Raw genomic sequence first — 19511 nt, forward strand, 5'->3', positions numbered from 1 at the left:
AACACGTCTCAACCCATGCAATCTTACAACCATCTAAAGGTGCAGCACAGAGGAAAAATCGCTCAATCAGTCGCTGTTGACATACCTTCTAACTATATAGAACGTCATGATCTGACGCATGGCTTATCCAAGAAACAAAACTCAAAATACGGCCGCGTCGATGGCGCGGCATGCAGATGCCATTGTAAACACCGCTGCACAAGCGGGGCGTCGCCGCGCCGTTCAAAGTTTCGGGCAGGCCCGAGCAACGAAGATACTTGGCATACAGCGTCTGGCATCGCGCACGCCTGCCCTGCCTCAAACGTCGCTGGTGCTCGCCGTGGGCCTGGCTTTGCTGGCGATCAAGGTATAGGCCACCGGCACGACAAACAGCGTGAGTATGGTGCCCAATGCGAGCCCACCGACCAGAACCCAGCCAATCTGTTGACGAGATTCAGCGCCTGCGCCCGTCGCATAGGCTAGCGGCAGCACGCCCAGCACCATGGCGCCGGTCGTCATCAGGATGGGCCGCAGACGCATCACGCTGGCCTGAACAACCGCCTCCATCATTTCAGCACCCTCTGCCCGCAGTTGATTGGCGAACTCGCAGATCAGGATGCCATGCTTGGTGATCAGCCCGACCAGGGTAATCAACCCGATCTGGCTGTAGATGGACAATGTACCTCCGGACAGATACAAGGCAAGCAACGCACCTGTCATGGACAGCGGCACTGAAAGCATGATGATGAGCGGATTGCGCCAACTCTCGAACTGTGCCGCCAACACCAGGTAAATGAACGCCAGCGCCATCGCAAACACCAGATAGATGCCACCCGAGGAATCGCGATACTCACGCGACTGGCCATCCAGATCGGTCTGCACGGTTGCCGGGAGCACATCGCGCGCAACCTGATCCATGTGTTCAAGGACTTCGCCCAGCGCGTAGCCGGGTGCGATCGCCGCTTCCACCTTGACCGCTCGCAAGCGATTAAAGTGATTGAGCGATTGCGGCGAAACACTTTCGACCACCTGCACAAAATTCGACAGTTGAACCATGGTGCCGTCGCGGGTACGAACGAAGATATCCGAAATGTCGGCAGGGTCGGCCCTGTCTGTTTTCCTGACCTGAACGATCACGTCATACTGCTCACCGCTATCCCTGAAACGCGTGACCTGTCGCCCGCCAAGCATCGATTCCAGCGTACGCCCTACTTCGTCCACGTCAACGCCCACGTCAGCAAGCTTGTCGCGCTGAACAATCACGCGCAACTCCGGTGTATTGAGGCGAAGATCGGTATCGACGTTCTGCAAGCCAGGATAACTGCGCAGCTCGTCCAGAAACACCTTGACCAGTCTGTCCATTTCGGGATAGCTGGCCTGACTCATGATCATGAAGTTCACTGGTTTAGACGTGGCGCGCTGACCAAGCGACGGAGGATTGGTCGGGAACGCCCTGACGCCGGACAGTTGGTCGAACTGCGGCTTGAGTTCCTGTGTGATGGTTTGCTGCTTCTTGTCGCGCTGATCCCAATGCTTCAAGCGCAAAATGGCGATGCCGTCCGTGATGGTGGGAAATCCGATGATGGACTGGTTGGCCGCCGCCTCCGGTATCGTGCTGTAGATGCGCTCCACCTTTTCCATGCTATGCAGCATGTAATCGATGGTCGATCCTTCCGGCGCGGTCAACATGCCGTAGATGACACCGCGGTCTTCAAGCGGCGCCAGCTCGCTTTTGACCACTTTGAACAACATCCCGCTGCCCAGCGCCACCACCAGACCGAGTAGCAGTACCAGCATGCGATGCCGAAGTGCGCGCTTCAGGCCGTTTCGATAGCGATTGGTGAGCGCCACCAGCAGCCTTTCAATAAAGGTGTACACCCTGCCATGGCCTTTCTGGTGCCGCAGCAGCACTGAGCACATCATGGGTGTCAGCGTCAGGGCCATGAAGCCCGACACCAGCACCGCACCCGCAAGCGTCAAGGCAAACTCAATGAACAGCCGGCCGGTACGCCCTGTGGCGAACGCCAATGGCGCGTAGACCGTGACAAGCGTCAGGGTCATGGCCACCACGGCAAAGCCTATCTCCTTCGAGCCCAGAAAGGCCGCCTCCAGCCGCGTTTTGCCTTCTTCCATGTGGCGAAAGATATTCTCCAGCACCACAATCGCATCATCCACCACAAGCCCGATGGCCAGCACCATGGCCAGCAATGTCAATGTATTGATGGAGAATCCAAAAAAATACATCACCCCAAACGCACCGATCAGCGACACGGGAATCGTGACGATGGGGATCAGGCTGGCGCGCACGCTGCGCAAGAAAAAGAAAATCACCAGCACGACCAGCAGCACGGCTTCGCCAACGGTGTGATACACCGAGCGTATGGATTCCTGAATGAACACAGACGTGTCATAGGTGATGTCCAGCCGCATCCCCGAAGGCAGGTTTTCGTTGATGGCGTCGACCTCTGTGCGGGCAACGCGCGACAAGTCCAGCGGATTGGCAGTGGATTGCTTGGTGATGCCAATCAGCAGGCTGGACTTGCCATTGATGCGAGCCAGCACGCGATCATCCAGTGCGCCGATCTGAACATCCGCAACGTCGCTCATGCGTACGGGATATCCATTGACGTTGGAAACAATCACTTCCTTGAATTGCTGAACCGTCTGCAAATCCGTGGTCGACATCACGGTGAATTCCCGCTGCTTCGATTCGATGCGACCGGCAGGAATAAGCACGTTCTGTGCTCGCAAGGCATTTTCTACGTCTTGCACAATCAGGCCGTAGGCCGCGAGCTTGGCGCGATCCACATAGATGCGCATAGACGGCAGGCGCTCGCCATACACGCGTACTTCGGCAGCGCCGGGCAGCACGGACAGCCGCGTCTTGATATAACGGTTGATATAGTCCGATGCTTCGATGGTGGACATATTGCCCGTCGTGACAGACAGGAAAATAATCGGAGTCGTATCGGCCTCGACCTTGCTGATGATGGGCTCATCCACCTCGTCGGGCAGATAACGGCGCGCCCGCGATACCTTGTCGCGCACATCGGCCGCCGCGGAATCCGGATCGCGGGACAGGTTGAATTTAACGTTGATATAACTGGTTTCGGAACGACTGCGCGATGTCATGACATCCACGCCCTCGATGCCCGACAGTTGATCTTCCAGCGGCTTGGTGACCTGAGACTCAATGACTTCGGGCGAAGCGCCTTTGTAATCGGTGCGAACAGAGACCACGGGCTCGTCGATGGCGGGGTATTCGCGCACGGTCAGGCGTTCATAGGATATGAGGCCTATCAGCAGAATGATCAACGACAAAACCGTTGCGAAAACGGGCCGTTTGATACAGATTTCCGAGATAACCATGCCAGTGCGCCCTCAGGAGTTTGCCGCAGGCGCCACAGGCGCCACGACGTCGACTTCCTGACCCGCAGACACTTTCTGCAGCCCCGAGGTCACCACAAGGTCTCCCGCCTTCAACCCGTCGAGTACCTCTACCCTACCCGCCTGGCGCAAGCCGATGCGAACCACGACGCGTTCGACAACCCCTTGATTGACGCGGTATACATACTGCTCATCGCCCGAGGGCGCCAGCGCCGTTTCCGGAACCACCAAGGTGTGGTCATCGGCAAACTGCAGGCGCACCCGCGCAAACATGCCTGGGCGCAGGGTAGCATCCGCATTCGGTACATTGGCACGCAACAGGATGGAACGCCCGCCGACATCGACGAGCGGGCTGATGGCCCCGACCTCGCCCTGGCGCACCGCGTTGGGCAGCGCATCAAAGCTGAGCGTCAGTTGCTGGCCAACTTTGACCTGCCCGAAGTATTGCTCGGGAATGCGGAAATCCACCTTGAGCGGATCAATGGATTCGATCGGTACAAGATCGCTGCCCGGACTGACATAGTCGCCGACAGACACGTTGCGCAAGCCGATCAGGCCATCAAAGGGCGACACAATAACGGTTTTGTCCAGATGGGCCCGGGCGAGCGCGGCAGCGGCCTGCTGTACCTTGAATTGGCTGGCCGCTTCGTCGCGCGCCTGCTTGCTGATAAACCCCTGCTTGGTCAACGCTTGCGCGCGCTTGTACTGGCTGCTGGCCAGACTGAGATTGGCTTGCGCTTGCTGCAGTTCGGCCCGCACCACGCTGTCGTCCAAGCGCACCAGCACTTGGCCTTTGTCGACCCGCCCGCCTTCCTGAAAGTTGAGTTCCGAAATGCGGCCGCTCACTTCTGAACGCAACATGACGGAATTCTCGGAGCGCAGGCTTCCGACGGCAGAAATACTGCGCGGCAGGGTCACGGCTTCGACCGTAACGGCCTCGACACGTGACTTTACGGGCTCGTCAGCGGCAGTATTCGGAACGGCTGCAGATTGCTGCGCTGCGGGACGCCGGTCGCCCAGCCACTGCGCACCATAGGCGCCCAAAGCAACGCCCGCCACAAGCATTAAGACAAAACCCCAAGCCGAGCGCGTCATTCAGGCCTCTACTCTTGGCGTGCCGGCCGGAACACAGCCCGATCCGAAAACAAATACGGAAATCATCATGAACAACGCTACTCAGAACACAAACAGTAGAAATAAGGGATGCGCAGGGAATTTGTTCCCCGAGATGGATATGCTGACAAATTGGGCACCCCCGCGATACAGGAGGTGACTTTAGCATTAGTTATCAAAACATTACATGGTTTTATTCGGAGAAACATCCCGTACCAACGCCACCCCCAGGTTGGCGAGCTCATCGGCCCGTTCGTTTCCTGGGTCACCTGCATGGCCACGCACCCAACGCCAAGTCACCGTATGCTGTCCGACCAGTTCATCGAGTTCCTGCCAAAGGTCGGCGTTCTTGACAGGCTTCTTATCGGCGGTGCGCCACCCGCGACGCTTCCAGTTGACCAGCCATTCGTTCATGCCTTTCTGTACATACTGAGAGTCTGTATGTACGACGACATCGCAGCGACGCTTGAGGGCTCGAAGCGCCTGAATGACCGCCATGAGTTCCATGCGGTTGTTCGTCGTCGCGAGCTCGCCTCCGTACAGGTCTTTTTCGTGGCGCCCCTGACGCAGCAATGCCCCCCAGCCCCCAACACCCGGATTGCCCTTGCAGGCGCCATCCGTCCAGATTTCTACCTGACTGCTATTTATTGCCATTTTTCCTGCCGTTCACGCGCCACATGCTGACGCCCCGTGACGACCGCCTGTCGTCGCATCCGCTTTTTGGCCTTTTTCCAGTTGGGCCCCACCAGCCTCATACCCGCCACCCGCTTTATAGCAGACACGACATAAACCGCCCCGCAAACAGGCCACCAGCGGTCTCCTGCCTTGTCCATGAAAGCCCAGCGATCCAGCCACACCTGATCGTTGCAGGCCGGACGATAGCACCCGAAGCGACCACGATCGAGTTCAAATGACAGAAGTTTGAACCAATCTTTGATACGGGGCAGCGAAACCTGCAAATGGGCCGGCACGGGCAGCAAGGGATCCAGCCCCGGCGTCCGGTCGCTCAGCCCCCAGAGACTCCAGGGATTGAACCCCGTAATCACCACCCGGCCTTCGGGCATGAGCACGCGTTCTGCCTCGCGCAGTACTTGGTGCGGATCCGATGAGCATTCCAGCACATGCGGAAGAACCAGCAGGTCTATACTTTGGGATTCGAACGGCAAGCTTTCGGGTTCGATCACCATCGTGGCGCCAAGTTCCGCAGCCTGAGGGTATTCGATATGTGTGCGCCCCTTGTAGGGGATGCGATTCGCCTGTAGCAAATCCCAATGCGGCAGACCCACTTGTATGGCATGATACCCAAACACATTGCTGACAATCGTGTCCACCTGCTTTTGCTCCCAGCCACGCACATACCTGCCAGGCGGCGTTTCCAGCCATTCGGCCAGGTCCAGAATAATGGGTTGGTCTGCAGACACTATTACTCCTGCTCATGAACAATACCGACGTAAATACCGAATTGCTTCCTATCCCCGCATTTACAGATAACTACATCTGGATGATACGCAAAGGAGAACACGCCGTGGTGGTGGATCCCGGCCAGGCAGCGCCTGTTCTCGAGATGCTGCGCACGCGCGGGCTGACACTGGACGCCATTTTACTCACTCATCATCACGGGGATCATGTCGGCGGGGTGCTGGAGCTGCTGCAGCACTATCAGGCCACTGTATACGGGCCCGCCAGCGAACGCCTGCCCGCGTGCGATCATCGTTTGAGCGAAAATGATACGGTACAATTGCCCAGCGTTGGCCTGCAGCTCACGGTGCTGGACGTTCCCGGCCACACTGCGGGCCATATCGCTTACCATGGCCAGCTCAACGGTTTTCCTCCTGTGCTGTTCTGTGGAGATACGCTTTTTGCGGGCGGCTGCGGCCGCCTCTTCGAGGGCACACCTGCACAAATGGTGGATTCTCTGGGTAAACTAAGCGCTTTATCGCCTGAGACCCTGGTTTGCTGTGCCCACGAATACACGCTGTCCAATCTACGTTGGGCGCTACAGGTCGAACCCGGCAACACTGCGCTGCAACAAAGATGGGAGCGCGCCTCGCAGCTCAGGGCGCAAGGAATGCCAACCCTGCCGTCAACGATAGAGTCAGAACTTAACACCAATCCGTTTATCAGAACCCAGCAAGCAGACGTCGTACAGGCCGCCTCCCGTCATGCTGGCGAGGCGCTGAGCAACTCCATCGATGTATTCGCCGGCTTGCGAGAATGGAAGAACAATTTTTAATGAACTGCCCATGACTTGCTTGCGACTATTCCTCCTGCTTATCGTAGCAGCGCTGGCCGGTTGCGCCACGCAACAACAACCCAAGAACCCTTACGCCCCCACCCCCAAGGCGTATTCGGCTGCGGAAACCTCCCGCACCATAGACCTTACCCATCCTCCCCGCGACATGTGGGACCGCGTCCGCCGCGGCTTTGCCATCCCCAATCTTCATACCGATCTGACCGATCACTGGACCAACTATTACGCTTCCCACCCCGAAGCCGTCCAGCGTATGAGCGAGCGCGCGGGCAAGTATTTGTATTACATTGTCGACGAACTCAACCGCCGTGGCTTGCCGACAGAGCTGGCGCTGTTGCCTTTCGTCGAAAGCGCCTACAACCCCACGGCGCTGTCTCGCTCCAAGGCATCGGGCCTCTGGCAGTTCATTCCGAGCACTGGGCGACACTTCAATCTGGAGCAGGACTGGTGGCGCGACGAGCGTCGCGATCCCGTCGCCTCCACGCAGGCAGCGCTCGACTATCTTGCTTATCTGTACGACTTCCAGGGCGACTGGTATCTGGCGCTGGCGTCCTATAACTGGGGCGAAGGCGCGGTCAAGCGCGCTATGGAAAAGAACGCGATGGCCGGCAATCCGACAGACTATCTGTCGCTATCGATGCCCGACGAAACCCGCAATTATGTGCCCAAGCTGCAAGCCATCAAAAATATCATTGCGGATCCCGCCCGATACGGCATTGCCCTGCCAGAGGTGAACAACGAGCCCTATTTTGCGGTGGTCGAGAAAAATAGCGATATCGACCTCGAACTGGCTGCGCAGCTGGCAGAAATGCCGCTTGACGAATTCAAGTTGCTGAATGCGTCTTTCAATCGGCCCATTATTCTTGCCGCACACAATCCCGCGTTGTTGCTGCCCACAGACCGCGTCGACATTTTCAACGCGAATCTGGCCGCCTACAAGGGCAGGCTCAGTTCCTGGGAGGTGTACAAGAGCAAAAAGGGCGAGTCCTATGATGCCATTGCCAAGCGCCATGGCATCAGTGTCGCCACGCTGCGCAATGTCAACGGTATCAGCAGGAAGCAGAGCCGCGCGCTCGCCCAGACCCTGCTCATACCTGCCACAGGCAGCAAGTCGGCCCCCACTGGCGGCATTGTCCTGGCATCGCTCGAACAGCCCGATGTTGCCGCGCCAAGCCGCCGCAAGGGAGATGTCAAGATTCTTCGGCGCCAGGCTAATGTACGCACGCATACGGTCAGGAACGGCGACACGCTGTACGCGCTGGCCAAACGGTACAAGACATCCGTTACGGAGCTGCGCAAGCTGAACAACCTGAAAGGCAACAGTATCTCCAAGGGCAAGCAGTTGCGTATTCCGGGAACGCAGATACGCGGCTAGCGCTGCCTTATTCATATAATCCATCCCTTTAGCTATCAAGGATCAACATATGGGCTTCCTGGAAGGCAAACGCATTCTGGTCACCGGGGTCATATCCAACCGTTCAATTGCCTATGGCATTGCCAACGCTTGCCGGCAGCAGGGCGCGGAACTGGCCTTTACCTATGTCGGCGACCGTTTCAAGGATCGCGTTTCCGAGTTCGCAGCGCAATTGGGCAGCGACATCGTGATCCCCTGCGACGTCGCTGACGATGCGCAGATTAACGGCGCAATGGATGCGTTGGCTGCGCGGTGGGACGGGCTGGATGGTTTGGTGCATTCCATCGGTTTTGCGCCGCGCGAGGCGATTGCAGGGGATTTTCTCGAGGGGATGTCGCGCGAGGGTTTTCGTATTGCGCACGATATTTCGGCCTACAGTTTTCCGGCGCTGGCCAAGGCTGCGCTGCCGCTGCTCAAGGGCCGCAACAGTAGTTTGCTGACGCTTACGTATCTCGGCGCAGAAAAGGCGATTCCCAATTACAACACGATGGGATTGGCGAAGGCCTCGCTAGAGGCGAGCGTTCGTTATCTGGCGTCGGCACTGGGCCCGCTGGGGATCCGCGCCAATGGTATTTCGGCCGGGCCGATCAAGACGCTGGCGGCCAGCGGCATAAAGGATTTTTCCACGATTCTCAAGTATGTGGAGTCGCATGCGCCTTTGCGCCGAAATGTAACGATTGAGGATGTGGGAAATGTTGCTGCTTTCCTGATGTCGGATCTTGCCGCGGGGGTTACCGGGGAGATTACGCATGTGGATGGCGGGTTTTCTACGGTTGTGCCGGGGATGGCGTAACGGGTTCTTTTGACGGTCGGACAGTCCCTTGCCCGCCTTCCGGCACAACTTCGCCGGTTCGGCGCCCCTGCGCCGAACACCGCATCGGCTTGCTCGTCCGGGCCCTTCGGCCCTCCCTTCGCTTACGCCTTGCTCGGCTCAGATCGTGCCTGCAGGCGGGCAAGGGACTGTCCGACCTACATTGAATTGATGCGTCACGTCGCTGGCACGGTCAGGGTGCTTGGCCTTTTTGCGCGATGGATTGTCTGTGCCAAAGAGCTCTTGCGCTTGTGCGTGCCGGCCCCCCTATCAGGGCCGGCACGCACGTCGGGGAAGTGGTTTGCGAAAGGGGGCAAAAAAGCAGAGAGCAGAGAAAGGGTGCAACATAGAGAAAGGGCCGCGCGGCAGGGAGGGCGCTTGCCCGTCTATGATGGCTGATACGTCCGATACTTCTTATCTGGCGCGTCCGTGACACGAGACGCCGACAAAACATGCGCGCGAGTGATGTCAATTGCCATCGAGCGCGTCAGTGCGCAGTTGCGCAAGATCATCAAGACGCGCGGACAGTTCCCCACCGATGAGGCTGCCCAAAGCTGCTGTGGCTGGCGATCCGAAGCATCACCATCAAATGGGGCTGCGCCATCCATTATTGGATCGCAGCAATACAGCAATCTGCTATCCTGTACGAGGATCGATTCACGCAGACATATCGCTACGCGGATCCACAGTCACAAGAAAAGCAGGCAGATCATGATCTATTTAAACTGCCTGAACACAAATATTCTGACACTCCCCAATCCTTCCTAAAGCGCGGCCCGGAGCGTGTCCGACATGCTGTGCTCCGGCCTATGGCTGTCTTGAAGGAGCAAGCTCCGCCAGACGCAGCCAGTGAAAGAGGCACAAGCATTGCCGACACGGCCCGCACGGAATACATGCGCGCCACGCACAGCTCAACCGCTCCCCCCCCCCCGACAAACCTCTCATCAACCACGACTCCGACGTGATCATGGGCCCTGATAGGGGGGCCCATGATCACAAGCGCAAGAGCTCTTTGGCATTAACAGGTCATCACGCAAAAAGGCCAAGCACCCTGACCGACCCAGCGACGGTGCAAAATAAGCCAGTGCAGGGCGGACCGTCTCTTGCCCGCCTGCAGGCACGATCTGAGCCGAGCGAGGCGCAGGCGAAGGGAGGGCCGAAGGGCCCGGACGAGCGAGCCGATGCGGTGTTCGGCGCGTGGGCGCCGAACCGGCGAAGTTGTGCCGGAAGGCGGGCAAGAGACGGGCCGACCGTCAAAAAAACCCAAGCCACACCTGAACAGGCGAACCACACGAAGAGAGGGTCGAAAGCCCCGAACAAGCAAGCCAATGCGGTGTTCAGCGCAAGGGGGCCGAACCGGCGAAGTTGTGCCGGAAGGCGGGCAAGAGATGGGCCGACCGTCAAAAAAACCGGAGAAGAACCGCATCCACACCTGAACAAAGCGAACCCAGACGAAGAGAACGCCGAAGGCTCAGGCAAACACGCCAATGCGGTATTCAGCACATGAGCGCCGAACCAACTCAGCTTGTGCCGAAAGGAACGTGGGGAACGGGCCGACCGTCAAAAGAAAAGACCCGCCGCCAAAAGCAATACCAGAGGCACTCTTGCCGCCACAACACCACTTTAATCCAGCGCCGGAAAAAACGTTGGCGGGTCACCCTCGCGCCACTGGGGAAACTTGGGCATGACCGCAGCGAAAAGATCGCTGCTCTTCCAAGCATCCAGCCACTCCTGCAAACGCGGCCACGGCTGGGCCGCGAACCATGCCATATCAACGTGAGCATACTGCCTGATAAACGGCAGGATGGCCATGTCCGCGAGTGCGGGGCGCGTACCGAACAGAAAACCGGATTCCAGTTTCGCATCAAGCGCTGACAGCCATTCAGCCGCCTGCTCCCGCTGATCCCGGGCAAAAGCGCTGGCCGCCTCGTCGTCCTCAAACTCCGCATGGCGCTGAGGGTATTTATAACGATCCAACTGACGCTTGAAGGCACCATCGCACTGTGCAATGAGCGCCAGCATGCTGCGCAAATCGCCCCTCTCTGGGTGGAGCCAGTGATGCGGATCATCACAGGAAAGCGCCCAGCGCATGATGTCCAGGCTTTCGTCAATAATGCGCTCTCCCCTTGCCTCGGGCAAGACCAGAACAGGTACAGTGCCCTTGGGAGAGGCCTGTAATAGCGCAGGTGGCTTGTCGCGCAGCACCACTTCTCGAACGACGCAGCGCTGCCTGCTGGCGACGATGGCAAGGCGTGCACGCATTGCGTAGGGGCAGCGCCGGAAAGAGTACAGAATCGGCACATCCTGCCTGGTCAACGGATCATGGCTTGCTGCGCCATCGCGGCCGGAATCTGGTGCCATCACCATCAGTCGGCAGCTTGCGCCGCAGAGGCTTTATCTTGTGGCGCTTTTTCGGGCTTTTCGAAGCGAACCCCAATATGGCGCTGCTTGCGCTGGCGTGCAAGCTCAACCTGCTTCTGGCGCTCCATAAAGCGCTGCTTTTGCTCGAGTGTATGTTTATCGTGGCAGTGCGGACAGCTGACCCCCTCAACGTACAGCGATGAGGCCTTATCCGCCGCACTGAGCGGCAGGCGGCAGGCACGGCACAGCGCATAATCGCCCGGCTCCAGTCCATGCCCCACGGAAACCCGCTCATCGAACACAAAACATTGGCCATCCCAGAGGCTTTGCTCGGCCGGCACCGTTTCCAGGTATTTAAGAATGCCGCCCTGTAGATGATAAACCTCGTCAAAGCCCTTCGATCGCAGGTACGCCGTCGATTTTTCGCAGCGTATTCCTCCAGTGCAGAACATGGCCACGCGCGCGCCTTTTGCCAACACCCCGCCTTCCGAGGACTGCGCCTGCACCCACTGCGGAAACTCCGAAAAGCTTGTTGTGTGTGGGTTGACCGCGCCCCGGAAGGTACCTATGGACACTTCATAATCGTTGCGCACATCGACCACCACCACATTCGGATCATCAATCAGTGCATTCCATTCTTCGGGCGGTACGTAAGCACCTGCCATGGTGGTGGGTTTGATATCGGGCACGCCCATGGTCACGATTTCGCGCTTGAGTTTGACCTTCATGCGGTAGAACGGCATGGTTTCCGCCCAGGACTCCTTGTGCTCCAGCCCCGCCAGGCGCGGATCTTCGCGCAGATAAGCCAAAACCTCGCGTAACGCTGGCGCTGGCCCGGCAATCGTGCCGTTGATACCTTCGCGCGCAAGCAATAGTGTGCCCTTGATGCCACGCGCCTCGCAGAACGCGAACAACGGGGCCTGGAGTTCGCAATAATCTGCGATCTCGACGAATTTATACAGTGCGGCAACGAGAAATCTAGACATAAATATGAAATACCAAGGTGGACACCTAATTTTACCGTTATCGGCCACAGCGCTGTTTCCAGTATGATGGAAGCCGCTTTCTTCCATTGAAAGGAACCAACCATGCTCTGGAAATCTATTACCGGAACTTTGGCGGCCCTGGCCCTCATGGCGGGCTGCGCCAGCCACGCACCCGATATCTCCGGCGCGGATACCGGCGCCGGCGACACCCAAAGCGCCACGACCGACACTTCATCCAACCAGAATACCTGCAATTCAGATCTGGCCGAAAATGCGGTGGGGCAGAAAGTCAGCCCCGACCTGGTCGAAACGTCGCGCAAGCAGGCACATGCCAAGATGGCTCGCGCCCTGCGCCCCAATGACGTCATCACGATGGAATACAACCCGCAGCGATTGAATCTTCGCGTAGACGAGCAGGATATCGTCACCAGCGTCAACTGCAGTTAATGTAAAGGGGCGCATGGATTCTCTCACGCAGGCCGTACTCGGCGCCGGCATACAAGGCGCCCTGCTCGGCCGCTTCCATGGCCGCAAGGCGCTCGCGGCCGGCGCCCTGTTGGCCACACTTCCCGACCTCGATGTATTCATTGATCATGGCGACCCGATTTCGGGCATGATCAATCACCGTGGGTTTTCGCACTCGCTGTTTGTGCTGTCGGCACTGGCGCTGCTGATCACGTGGCTATACCGGCGATGGCGACCGTCCGCCGGCTATGGCGCAGGCCGCCTTTTTCTTACGCTCTGGTTAGTGCTGTGCACGCACGCGCTGCTGGACGCCTTCACCTCTTATGGCACCCAGCTATGGTGGCCGCTGCGCCCTATCCCTACCAGTTGGTCCAGCATTTTCATCATCGATCCCTTTTTCACTGTGCCGCTGTTTTGCACTGTGATAGCCGCAGCGATCGTGGGCGACCGTCCTCGCACCTGGAAAGCCTTAAGCTGGGCACTGGCATGGTGTGTGTTGTATCTTGCTCTGTCAGTTGGCGCCAAGGCCGTCATCGAAGCCCGCGTGCAACGCACGCTGGCGCAAGAGGGCATCCAGGTGCAGGCCATGTTTTCCTCGCCCGGGCCCTTCAACATTCTGCTATGGCGAATCGCTGCCCGTACGGACGACGATCACTACATCGAAGTCATCTCGAGCATTCTGGACCGCAAGCCGCCTGAACAGATACGCCTGCCACTCAATTCAGAACTCGCACGCAACCTGCCATCGCTGAACGGGCTGAAATGGTTTACTGGCAACTGGCTGCGCTACGACGAAATCGATGACAAGCTTGTTGTCACCGATCTTCGCATGGGCTTGGCCACCGGCTTTTATTCCTTCCGCTTTGTGGTGGCCGAGCGCAACCAGCAAGATAACACCTGGCACCCCATCACGCCCACGTATTGGCCACGCAATCGCGGCATCGAAGAGCTTGGTCTGATAACCCGACGCATCTGGCAGCAGACGCCAGCGGTGCCGCTGGCGCAGTGGGAATCCCTGATGCAGGCCAGCACGCCGGGACAATAGTCTCAGCGCGAGGACTGCGCGGCCCCGATGGGCCGCCTGCGTTGATGCCACGGGGGCCGCATGCACCACCACATGGAGCACGCACGCCAGCCTTAGGCAATATCGTCGCGCGGTACACCAACGCTAGCTCAAAGGCAGCGCCGTCTTGTAGGAAACCTGCTTGAGCGCAAAACTGGAGCGTATCTTGTCGATATCGGGTATGGATGTCAGATGCTCGAGAATGAAATGCTCAAGTGCGCCAATATCAGTGACAGCAACACGTATCAAATAATCGGCATTGCCCGTCATGAGATAGCACTCCATGACCTCATCGTGTTCCGAAATACGGCGCTCGAAATCCGCCAGAGCCTGCTTGTCCTGCGACTTGAGACTGATGGAAATAAACACATTCAGCCCCAGCCCCAATGCCGGCGGATCGACCAGCGCCACATAGCGCCGGATAACATTGGCGGCCTCAAGCGCTTTGACTCTGGCCAGACAGGGAGACGGCGACAGATGAATGCGCCGGGCCAGCTCGACATTGCTGAGCGAAGCGTCGCGCTGCAGTTCTTCGAGTATGCGCAAATCGGTAGCATCAAGCTTCATATGTCCCCCAGCAGGCGTTTTAAAGCATTTTATGCTGAAAACCACCGCCAGGCTCCGCAAATTCGAAAGCACATTCGTCTGACTTGAATGCAGAATGATGAATACCCCTTTTTGATGAATCTCCTGAGTCAGGTGCCTGCCATGCTGATGAATACCAGTGGCCACGATAGCCCCGCCATCGATATCGATCCCGAAGAAACCGTTGAGTGGCGCGATGCATTTTTGTCGCTGCTTGATGCCAGTGGGCCGCAGCGTGCCGTGTTTTTGCTGGAAGAACTGCAGCGACTGGCACGAGACGCTCAAGTGGGTTGGCGCCCTACAGGGCAAACCGCCCATGTCAACACCGTCGCCGCAGATCAGCAGCCGGATTTCCCAGGCGATCTCAACATCGAACAACGCCTGGGCGCCATGATGCGCTGGAACGCCCTGGCCATGGTGGTTCGCGCCAACGCTGCCTATGGTGAGCTCGGCGGCCATATTGCCAGTTACGCCAGCGCTGCAGATCTGTTCGAGGTTGGATTCAACCACTTTTTTCATGGCCGCAATGACGAAACCGGGCACCGGGGCGATCTGGTGTTCTTTCAGCCGCACAGCGCGCCAGGGGTGTACGCGCGCGCCTACCTGGAAGGTCGCCTCGATGAAAATGATCTCGCCCACTATCGCCAGGAACTGCGCGGCCCCCGCAATGGCGCGCGAGGCCTGTCCAGCTACCCGCATCCTTATTTGATGCCCGACTTCTGGCAGTTCCCTACGGGCTCCATGGGGATAGGCCCCATCAGCTCCATCTATCATGCCCGCTTCATGCGCTATCTGACCCATCGCCAACTGCTGGACTGCACTGGCCGTAAAGTATGGGGCGTCTTTGGCGATGGCGAGATGGATGAACCGGAATCCATGAGCGCACTCACGCTGGCAGCACGTGAAGGCCTGGACAACCTCGTTTGGGTCGTGAACTGTAATCTGCAACGATTGGATGGGCCAGTACGCGGCAACGGCTGCATCATCACCGAACTCGAAAAACTGTTCACCGGCGCGGGCTGGAATGTGGTCAAGCTGCTGTGGGGCAGCGACTGGGATGGCCTGTTTGCCCGCGACCTGAGCGGATCGCTGGTGCACGCGCTCTCGCAGACTGTCGATGGCCAGATGCAGACCTTTGCTGCCAAGGACGGTCAATACAATCGAGAACATTTTTTTGGCCAGAACGAGGCGCTGACCCGCCTGGTGCAAGGTCTGACCGATGAGCAGATCGACCAGCTGCGCCGAGGCGGCCACGATCTGGTCAAAATCTATGCCGCGTATGCGCTGGCGGCCCGCCATACCGGCCAGCCGACAGTCATCCTGGCTCATACGAAGAAAGGCTTTGGCATGGGCAGCGCGGGCCAGGGCCGCATGACCACGCACTCGCACAAAAAATTTGAAGAACAGGATCTGATCGGTTTTCGTGATCGGTTCGCACTACCGCTGGACGATGAGCAAGTGCGTCAGGTTGGTTTTTACAAACCTGATGAAGACAGCGCTGAGCTGCGCTATCTTCATGCCCGCCGCAAGGCGCTCGGGGGCTATCTTCCCGCGCGGCGCACCGATGCCGCACCTGTTCCCGTTCCCGAACTTGCCAGCTATGCGCGCTTTGCGACCGAGTCGGATGGCCGCGCAATGTCCACCACCATGGCATTTGTGCGCATGCTCGGCACCCTGCTGCGCGACAAACAGCTTGGACAGCGCATAGTACCCATCGTCGCCGACGAGGCTCGCACGTTCGGCATGGCCAACCTGTTTAAACAAGTAGGTATCTACTCCAGCGTTGGGCAACGTTACGAGCCCGAAGACATCGGCTCGATGCTGACCTACCGTGAAGCACTCGATGGTCAGATCCTGGAAGAAGGCATCAGCGAGGCCGGCGCCATCTCCAGCTGGGTGGCGGCGGCGACCAGCTATAGCGTACACGGCACCACCATGCTGCCCTTCTATGTGTATTACTCCATGTTTGGTTTTCAGCGCGTGGGCGACCTGATCTGGGCCGCCGCCGACCAGCGGCCGCGTGGCTTCCTGATTGGCGCGACCTCGGGACGCACAACGCTGGGGGGAGAAGGCCTGCAGCATCAGGACGGCAGCAGCCATCTGTCTGCGGCCACCATACCCAACTGCAAGGCCTACGATCCAGCCTTCGCCGGCGAACTGGCCGTGATTATTGACCATGGCATGCGCGAGATGGTGGAGGAACAGCGCGATGTTTTCTACTACATCACGGTGATGAACGAAAACTATGCTCAGCCTGCCCTGCCCGAAGCTGTACACAAGCAAGTTCTGCAAGGCGCTTATGTTCATGCCAGATTTGACGTGATGGCGGGGCACAAGGCAGACGAGCGGCCAGCCGCCATCGACCAGCACGGTGCCAAGTTACGTGTCACATTGATGGGATCCGGCGCCATTCTGGGTGAAGTGATCAAGGCCGCCGAAGAACTGGCACAGCACGGCATTGCCAGTGACGTTGTGAGCGTTACCAGCTGGAGCGAGCTTGCGCGGAACGGCCGGCGAAGCGAAGAACAAACCCTGCGCGGGGAACCCGCCGAGCAGCCTTATCTTGCGCAACTGCTCGAGGGCTGCTCTGGCCCCATCATCGCCGCCACGGATTATGTCCGTCTGGTCCCTGAATCGGTGCGCGCCTATCTGCCGTCGGACCGACGCTACGTGACGTTGGGAACCGACGGTTTTGGACGCAGCGACACCCGAAGCGAGCTGCGGCGGTTCTTTGGCGTGGATGCACAGAATATCGTGGATGTTGCTGGCCGGCTGCTCGATCAGAATCAGCCAGCGCGGGGATAGCGGCGGGCGCGCAAGGCAAGCGGAACACCCCCCGCTTGCCGCGACGGTCCAGGCGAGCCAGCCCACTCAGTGCGGGAGGATCTTGGAAAGGAACAGTTGAGCGCGTTCGGACCGCGCCGTGAGATTGCCAAAAAACTCTTCGTTGCTACAGTCTTCGACGATTTTCCCCATATCCATGAACACCACGCGGTCAGCCACTTTACGGGCAAACCCCATCTCGTGCGTAACCACCATCATGGTCATGCCCTCCTTGGCAAGATCGACCATGACATCCAGTACTTCGGTCACCATCTCGGGATCGAGCGCAGAGGTAGGCTCATCGAACAACATGGCCACCGGATCCATTGCCAGCGCCCGGGCAATGGCTACGCGCTGTTGCTGCCCGCCTGACAACTGACCGGGAAACTTATCCTGATGCGCGGAAAGACCAACTCGATCAAGCAGCGTAATGGCACGCGCTCTGGCGTCGTCGGCGCTGCGATCCAATACTTTTTCCTGGGCCAGCATCAGATTCTGCATGACGGTCAGATGCGGAAAAAGCTCGAAGCTTTGGAACACCATGCCAATACGCGCGCGCAGCTTGGGCAGGTTGGTGGACTTTGCGCCGACAGAAATACCATCCACGAATATCTCGCCTTTCTGGAAAGGCTCCAGTCCATTCACCGTCTTGATCAGCGTAGACTTGCCTGAACCGGAAGGGCCACAGACAACGACCACTTCACCGCTGGCAACCTCTGTGCTGCAATCATCCAGCACTTGAGTTTGCCCATACCATTTGCTGACTTGCTTGATCTCTATCATTCGGTCTCCTGCGGGATATGGCCCAGCCTAACGTGCAATTTCAGTATGTCGCCGCAGATAGCGCACGAGCAAAGATGCAGCATAGCTGATTATGAAGTACACCACGGCGACGAACATATACATTTCTATCAACCTGCCGTCTCGCTGGGCAACCTTGACCGCTGCGCCCAGAAAATCCGTCAGAGACAATACATACACCAGCGATGTATCCTGGAACAACACGATCACTTGCGTGAGCAGCACAGGTGTCATGTTGCGAAAAGCCTGCGGCAGCACCACGTTGCGCATCACCTGCCAATAAGTGAACCCAAGCGCATAGCCAGCTGCAACCTGACCACGCGGCACCGACTGGATACCCGCGCGCATGATTTCGCAGAAGTACGCCGCCTCAAACAATGTGAACGTAATCAACGCGGACGTAAAACCGCCGACAGCGACCGGCCTATCCGAACCGGTTACCCATGCGCCAATATAAGGCACCAGGAAATAGAACCAGAAGATCACCAGAATCAGCGGCAAGGCCCGCAGCAGATTGACATACAGGCCTGCAATGGTGGACAGTGGCTTCAGGCCTGCCACGCGGCACAGCGCCAGCAGCGTTCCCAGAAACAGGCCACCCAATGTCGACAGCGCCGTCAACTTGAGCGTGAATGTCATGCCGTCGCGAAACAGATACACCCAGGAACGCGCGATCACATCAAAATCGAATCCGTTCATAGCGGCCCCACTTTTGTTGCGACCGCTGGCCCGATGAATCCGGGCACCGCCAGGCGCCGCTCAAGCAGCAACATTCCGCGCACGACCACCAGGTTCAGTATCAGATAGAACAGCGTCGCCACCGCGAATGTCTCAAACACCTGGAAACTGAACTCCTGTACGGATCGCGCGGCGCCGACCAACTCGAACAGGCCAATCGTGAATGCCACCGATGTGTTCTTGATCAGATTGAGCAACTCTGACGAAAGAGGCGGAAGGATGATGCGAAACGCGGTAGGCAACAGCACATGCCGATAGACCTCCCAAGGTTTCAGCCCGAGTGCTGTGGCGGCCATGCGCTGGCCCGGGGGCAGAGAGTCAATGCCTGCCCGTACCTGTTCAGCGATGCGGGAGGAGGTATAAAAACCCAGGCACAGCACGGCAGGAATGAATATCCCCCAGGGCGGCGGGACCTGCTTGATGGCGTCGCCCAGCGCTTTGGGCACCAGCTCGGGCATCACGAAATACCACAGAAACATCTGCACCAGCAAAGGAATATTGCGCAGAAGCTCCACATAGGCGGTACCCACCCGCCGCAGCCAGGGCACACGGGTCGTGCGGGCGACACCAATCAGCGTGCCCATGCTCAGCGCCAGCACCCACGACAGCACTGCGGTACCTATCGTCCAGACCAGCCCGCTCAGCAGGGTCTGGAGATAGGTTTCGCCGCCTGGTGCTGACTCGAGCAGTACGTGCCAGTTCCAGTTGTAATTCATAGCTGGCCTGCGCTACGA

At 58.4% G+C, this 19511-nt stretch carries 16 protein-coding genes and 1 pseudogene; 7 read left to right on the forward strand and 10 right to left on the reverse strand.

Features of this window, described 5'->3' with window-relative positions:
* Window positions 1–297: 297 nt before the first annotated feature.
* From ERE07_RS06435 to ERE07_RS06450, 4 genes are all read right to left on the reverse strand, one after another.
* Window positions 298–3348: an efflux RND transporter permease subunit gene (locus tag ERE07_RS06435; RefSeq protein ID WP_130007987.1), complete on the reverse strand. Its 3051-nt coding sequence runs from the start codon at window positions 3346–3348 to the stop codon at window positions 298–300.
* Window positions 3349–3360: 12 nt separating this feature from the next.
* Window positions 3361–4461, reverse strand: a complete 1101-nt coding sequence (locus ERE07_RS06440; RefSeq protein WP_130007988.1) for an efflux RND transporter periplasmic adaptor subunit — start codon at window positions 4459–4461, stop codon at window positions 3361–3363.
* A gap of 201 nt (window positions 4462–4662) precedes the next feature.
* Window positions 4663–5133: a ribonuclease HI gene (gene rnhA, locus ERE07_RS06445; RefSeq protein WP_130007989.1), complete on the reverse strand. Its 471-nt coding sequence runs from the start codon at window positions 5131–5133 to the stop codon at window positions 4663–4665.
* Window positions 5124–5900: a class I SAM-dependent methyltransferase gene (locus tag ERE07_RS06450; protein ID WP_130007990.1), complete on the reverse strand. Its 777-nt coding sequence runs from the start codon at window positions 5898–5900 to the stop codon at window positions 5124–5126. The genes rnhA and ERE07_RS06450 overlap by 10 nt, the downstream gene beginning before the upstream one ends.
* A gap of 14 nt (window positions 5901–5914) precedes the next feature.
* Here ERE07_RS06450 and gloB point away from each other — a divergent pair, with 14 nt between their 5' ends.
* The 4 genes and pseudogenes from gloB to ERE07_RS06470 all read left to right on the forward strand — a co-directional run.
* Window positions 5915–6712, forward strand: coding sequence for a hydroxyacylglutathione hydrolase (gene gloB, locus ERE07_RS06455; protein ID WP_130007991.1), 798 nt, complete (start codon window positions 5915–5917; stop codon window positions 6710–6712).
* A 10-nt stretch (window positions 6713–6722) separates the two neighbouring features.
* Window positions 6723–8105, forward strand: coding sequence for a transglycosylase SLT domain-containing protein (locus tag ERE07_RS06460; RefSeq protein ID WP_130007992.1), 1383 nt, complete (start codon window positions 6723–6725; stop codon window positions 8103–8105).
* Window positions 8106–8154: 49 nt separating this feature from the next.
* Window positions 8155–8937 carry an enoyl-ACP reductase FabI gene (fabI, locus tag ERE07_RS06465; RefSeq protein WP_130007993.1) on the forward strand — a complete coding sequence of 261 codons (783 nt, stop codon included), beginning with the start codon at window positions 8155–8157 and terminating at the stop codon, window positions 8935–8937.
* Between the two features lie 492 nt (window positions 8938–9429).
* A pseudogene (locus ERE07_RS06470) lies at window positions 9430–9620 on the forward strand (IS256 family transposase); the annotation flags it as partial.
* A gap of 958 nt (window positions 9621–10578) precedes the next feature.
* Here ERE07_RS06470 and ERE07_RS06475 read toward each other — a convergent pair.
* Window positions 10579–11316 (reverse strand): glutathione S-transferase, encoded by a 738-nt coding sequence (locus ERE07_RS06475; protein ID WP_130007994.1) that lies wholly within the window; start codon window positions 11314–11316, stop codon window positions 10579–10581.
* A 5-nt stretch (window positions 11317–11321) separates the two neighbouring features.
* Complete coding sequence (trhO, locus tag ERE07_RS06480) at window positions 11322–12302, reverse strand: oxygen-dependent tRNA uridine(34) hydroxylase TrhO (protein WP_130007995.1); 981 nt, start codon at window positions 12300–12302, stop codon at window positions 11322–11324.
* A gap of 102 nt (window positions 12303–12404) precedes the next feature.
* Here trhO and ERE07_RS06485 point away from each other — a divergent pair, with 102 nt between their 5' ends.
* Together ERE07_RS06485 and ERE07_RS06490 are read left to right on the forward strand one after the other, a co-directional pair.
* Window positions 12405–12749, forward strand: a complete 345-nt coding sequence (locus ERE07_RS06485) for an I78 family peptidase inhibitor (RefSeq protein WP_130007996.1) — start codon at window positions 12405–12407, stop codon at window positions 12747–12749.
* 13 nt (window positions 12750–12762) lie between these two features.
* Window positions 12763–13812: a metal-dependent hydrolase gene (locus ERE07_RS06490; RefSeq protein ID WP_130007997.1), complete on the forward strand. Its 1050-nt coding sequence runs from the start codon at window positions 12763–12765 to the stop codon at window positions 13810–13812.
* Window positions 13813–13935: 123 nt separating this feature from the next.
* On the opposite strand, the gene ERE07_RS06495 is transcribed toward ERE07_RS06490, so the two are convergent.
* On the reverse strand, window positions 13936–14397 hold the full coding sequence (locus tag ERE07_RS06495; RefSeq protein WP_130007998.1) for an Lrp/AsnC family transcriptional regulator: 462 nt from the start codon (window positions 14395–14397) through the stop codon (window positions 13936–13938).
* 141 nt (window positions 14398–14538) lie between these two features.
* Here ERE07_RS06495 and mdeB point away from each other — a divergent pair, with 141 nt between their 5' ends.
* Complete coding sequence (gene mdeB / locus ERE07_RS06500; protein WP_167670780.1) at window positions 14539–17220, forward strand: alpha-ketoglutarate dehydrogenase; 2682 nt, start codon at window positions 14539–14541, stop codon at window positions 17218–17220.
* Between the two features lie 66 nt (window positions 17221–17286).
* On the opposite strand, the gene ERE07_RS06505 is transcribed toward mdeB, so the two are convergent.
* From ERE07_RS06505 to ERE07_RS06515, 3 genes are read right to left on the reverse strand one after another with little or no spacing between them, the layout of a single operon-like run.
* Window positions 17287–18021, reverse strand: a complete 735-nt coding sequence (locus ERE07_RS06505) for an amino acid ABC transporter ATP-binding protein (RefSeq protein ID WP_130008000.1) — start codon at window positions 18019–18021, stop codon at window positions 17287–17289.
* 27 nt (window positions 18022–18048) lie between these two features.
* Window positions 18049–18738: an amino acid ABC transporter permease gene (locus ERE07_RS06510; RefSeq protein WP_130008001.1), complete on the reverse strand. Its 690-nt coding sequence runs from the start codon at window positions 18736–18738 to the stop codon at window positions 18049–18051.
* Window positions 18735–19493 carry an amino acid ABC transporter permease gene (locus tag ERE07_RS06515; protein WP_130008002.1) on the reverse strand — a complete coding sequence of 253 codons (759 nt, stop codon included), beginning with the start codon at window positions 19491–19493 and terminating at the stop codon, window positions 18735–18737. Before ERE07_RS06515 ends, ERE07_RS06510 begins: the two co-directional genes overlap by 4 nt.
* Window positions 19494–19511 lie beyond the last annotated feature (18 nt).

The sequence above is a fragment of the Allopusillimonas ginsengisoli genome, assembly GCF_004153455.1.
Taxonomy (GTDB): Bacteria; Pseudomonadota; Gammaproteobacteria; order Burkholderiales; family Burkholderiaceae_B; genus Allopusillimonas; species Allopusillimonas ginsengisoli.

Bases quoted from the DNA above. Each gene is read 5' to 3' on its own strand.
- ERE07_RS06510 (WP_130008001.1), bottom strand. From the start codon at position 18,738: ATGAACGGATTCGATTTTGATGTGATCGCGCGTTCCTGGGTGTATCTG.
- gloB (WP_130007991.1), top strand. From the start codon at position 5,915: ATGAACAATACCGACGTAAATACCGAATTGCTTCCTATCCCCGCATTT.
- ERE07_RS06515 (WP_130008002.1), bottom strand. From the start codon at position 19,493: ATGAATTACAACTGGAACTGGCACGTACTGCTCGAGTCAGCACCAGGC.
- mdeB (WP_167670780.1), top strand. From the start codon at position 14,539: ATGCTGATGAATACCAGTGGCCACGATAGCCCCGCCATCGATATCGAT.
- ERE07_RS06475 (WP_130007994.1), bottom strand. From the start codon at position 11,316: ATGGCACCAGATTCCGGCCGCGATGGCGCAGCAAGCCATGATCCGTTG.
- ERE07_RS06440 (WP_130007988.1), bottom strand. From the start codon at position 4,461: ATGACGCGCTCGGCTTGGGGTTTTGTCTTAATGCTTGTGGCGGGCGTT.
- ERE07_RS06490 (WP_130007997.1), top strand. From the start codon at position 12,763: ATGGATTCTCTCACGCAGGCCGTACTCGGCGCCGGCATACAAGGCGCC.
- ERE07_RS06435 (WP_130007987.1), bottom strand. From the start codon at position 3,348: ATGGTTATCTCGGAAATCTGTATCAAACGGCCCGTTTTCGCAACGGTT.
- rnhA (WP_130007989.1), bottom strand. From the start codon at position 5,133: ATGGCAATAAATAGCAGTCAGGTAGAAATCTGGACGGATGGCGCCTGC.
- ERE07_RS06505 (WP_130008000.1), bottom strand. From the start codon at position 18,021: ATGATAGAGATCAAGCAAGTCAGCAAATGGTATGGGCAAACTCAAGTG.
- trhO (WP_130007995.1), bottom strand. From the start codon at position 12,302: ATGTCTAGATTTCTCGTTGCCGCACTGTATAAATTCGTCGAGATCGCA.
- fabI (WP_130007993.1), top strand. From the start codon at position 8,155: ATGGGCTTCCTGGAAGGCAAACGCATTCTGGTCACCGGGGTCATATCC.
- ERE07_RS06495 (WP_130007998.1), bottom strand. From the start codon at position 14,397: ATGAAGCTTGATGCTACCGATTTGCGCATACTCGAAGAACTGCAGCGC.
- ERE07_RS06460 (WP_130007992.1), top strand. From the start codon at position 6,723: ATGACTTGCTTGCGACTATTCCTCCTGCTTATCGTAGCAGCGCTGGCC.
- ERE07_RS06485 (WP_130007996.1), top strand. From the start codon at position 12,405: ATGCTCTGGAAATCTATTACCGGAACTTTGGCGGCCCTGGCCCTCATG.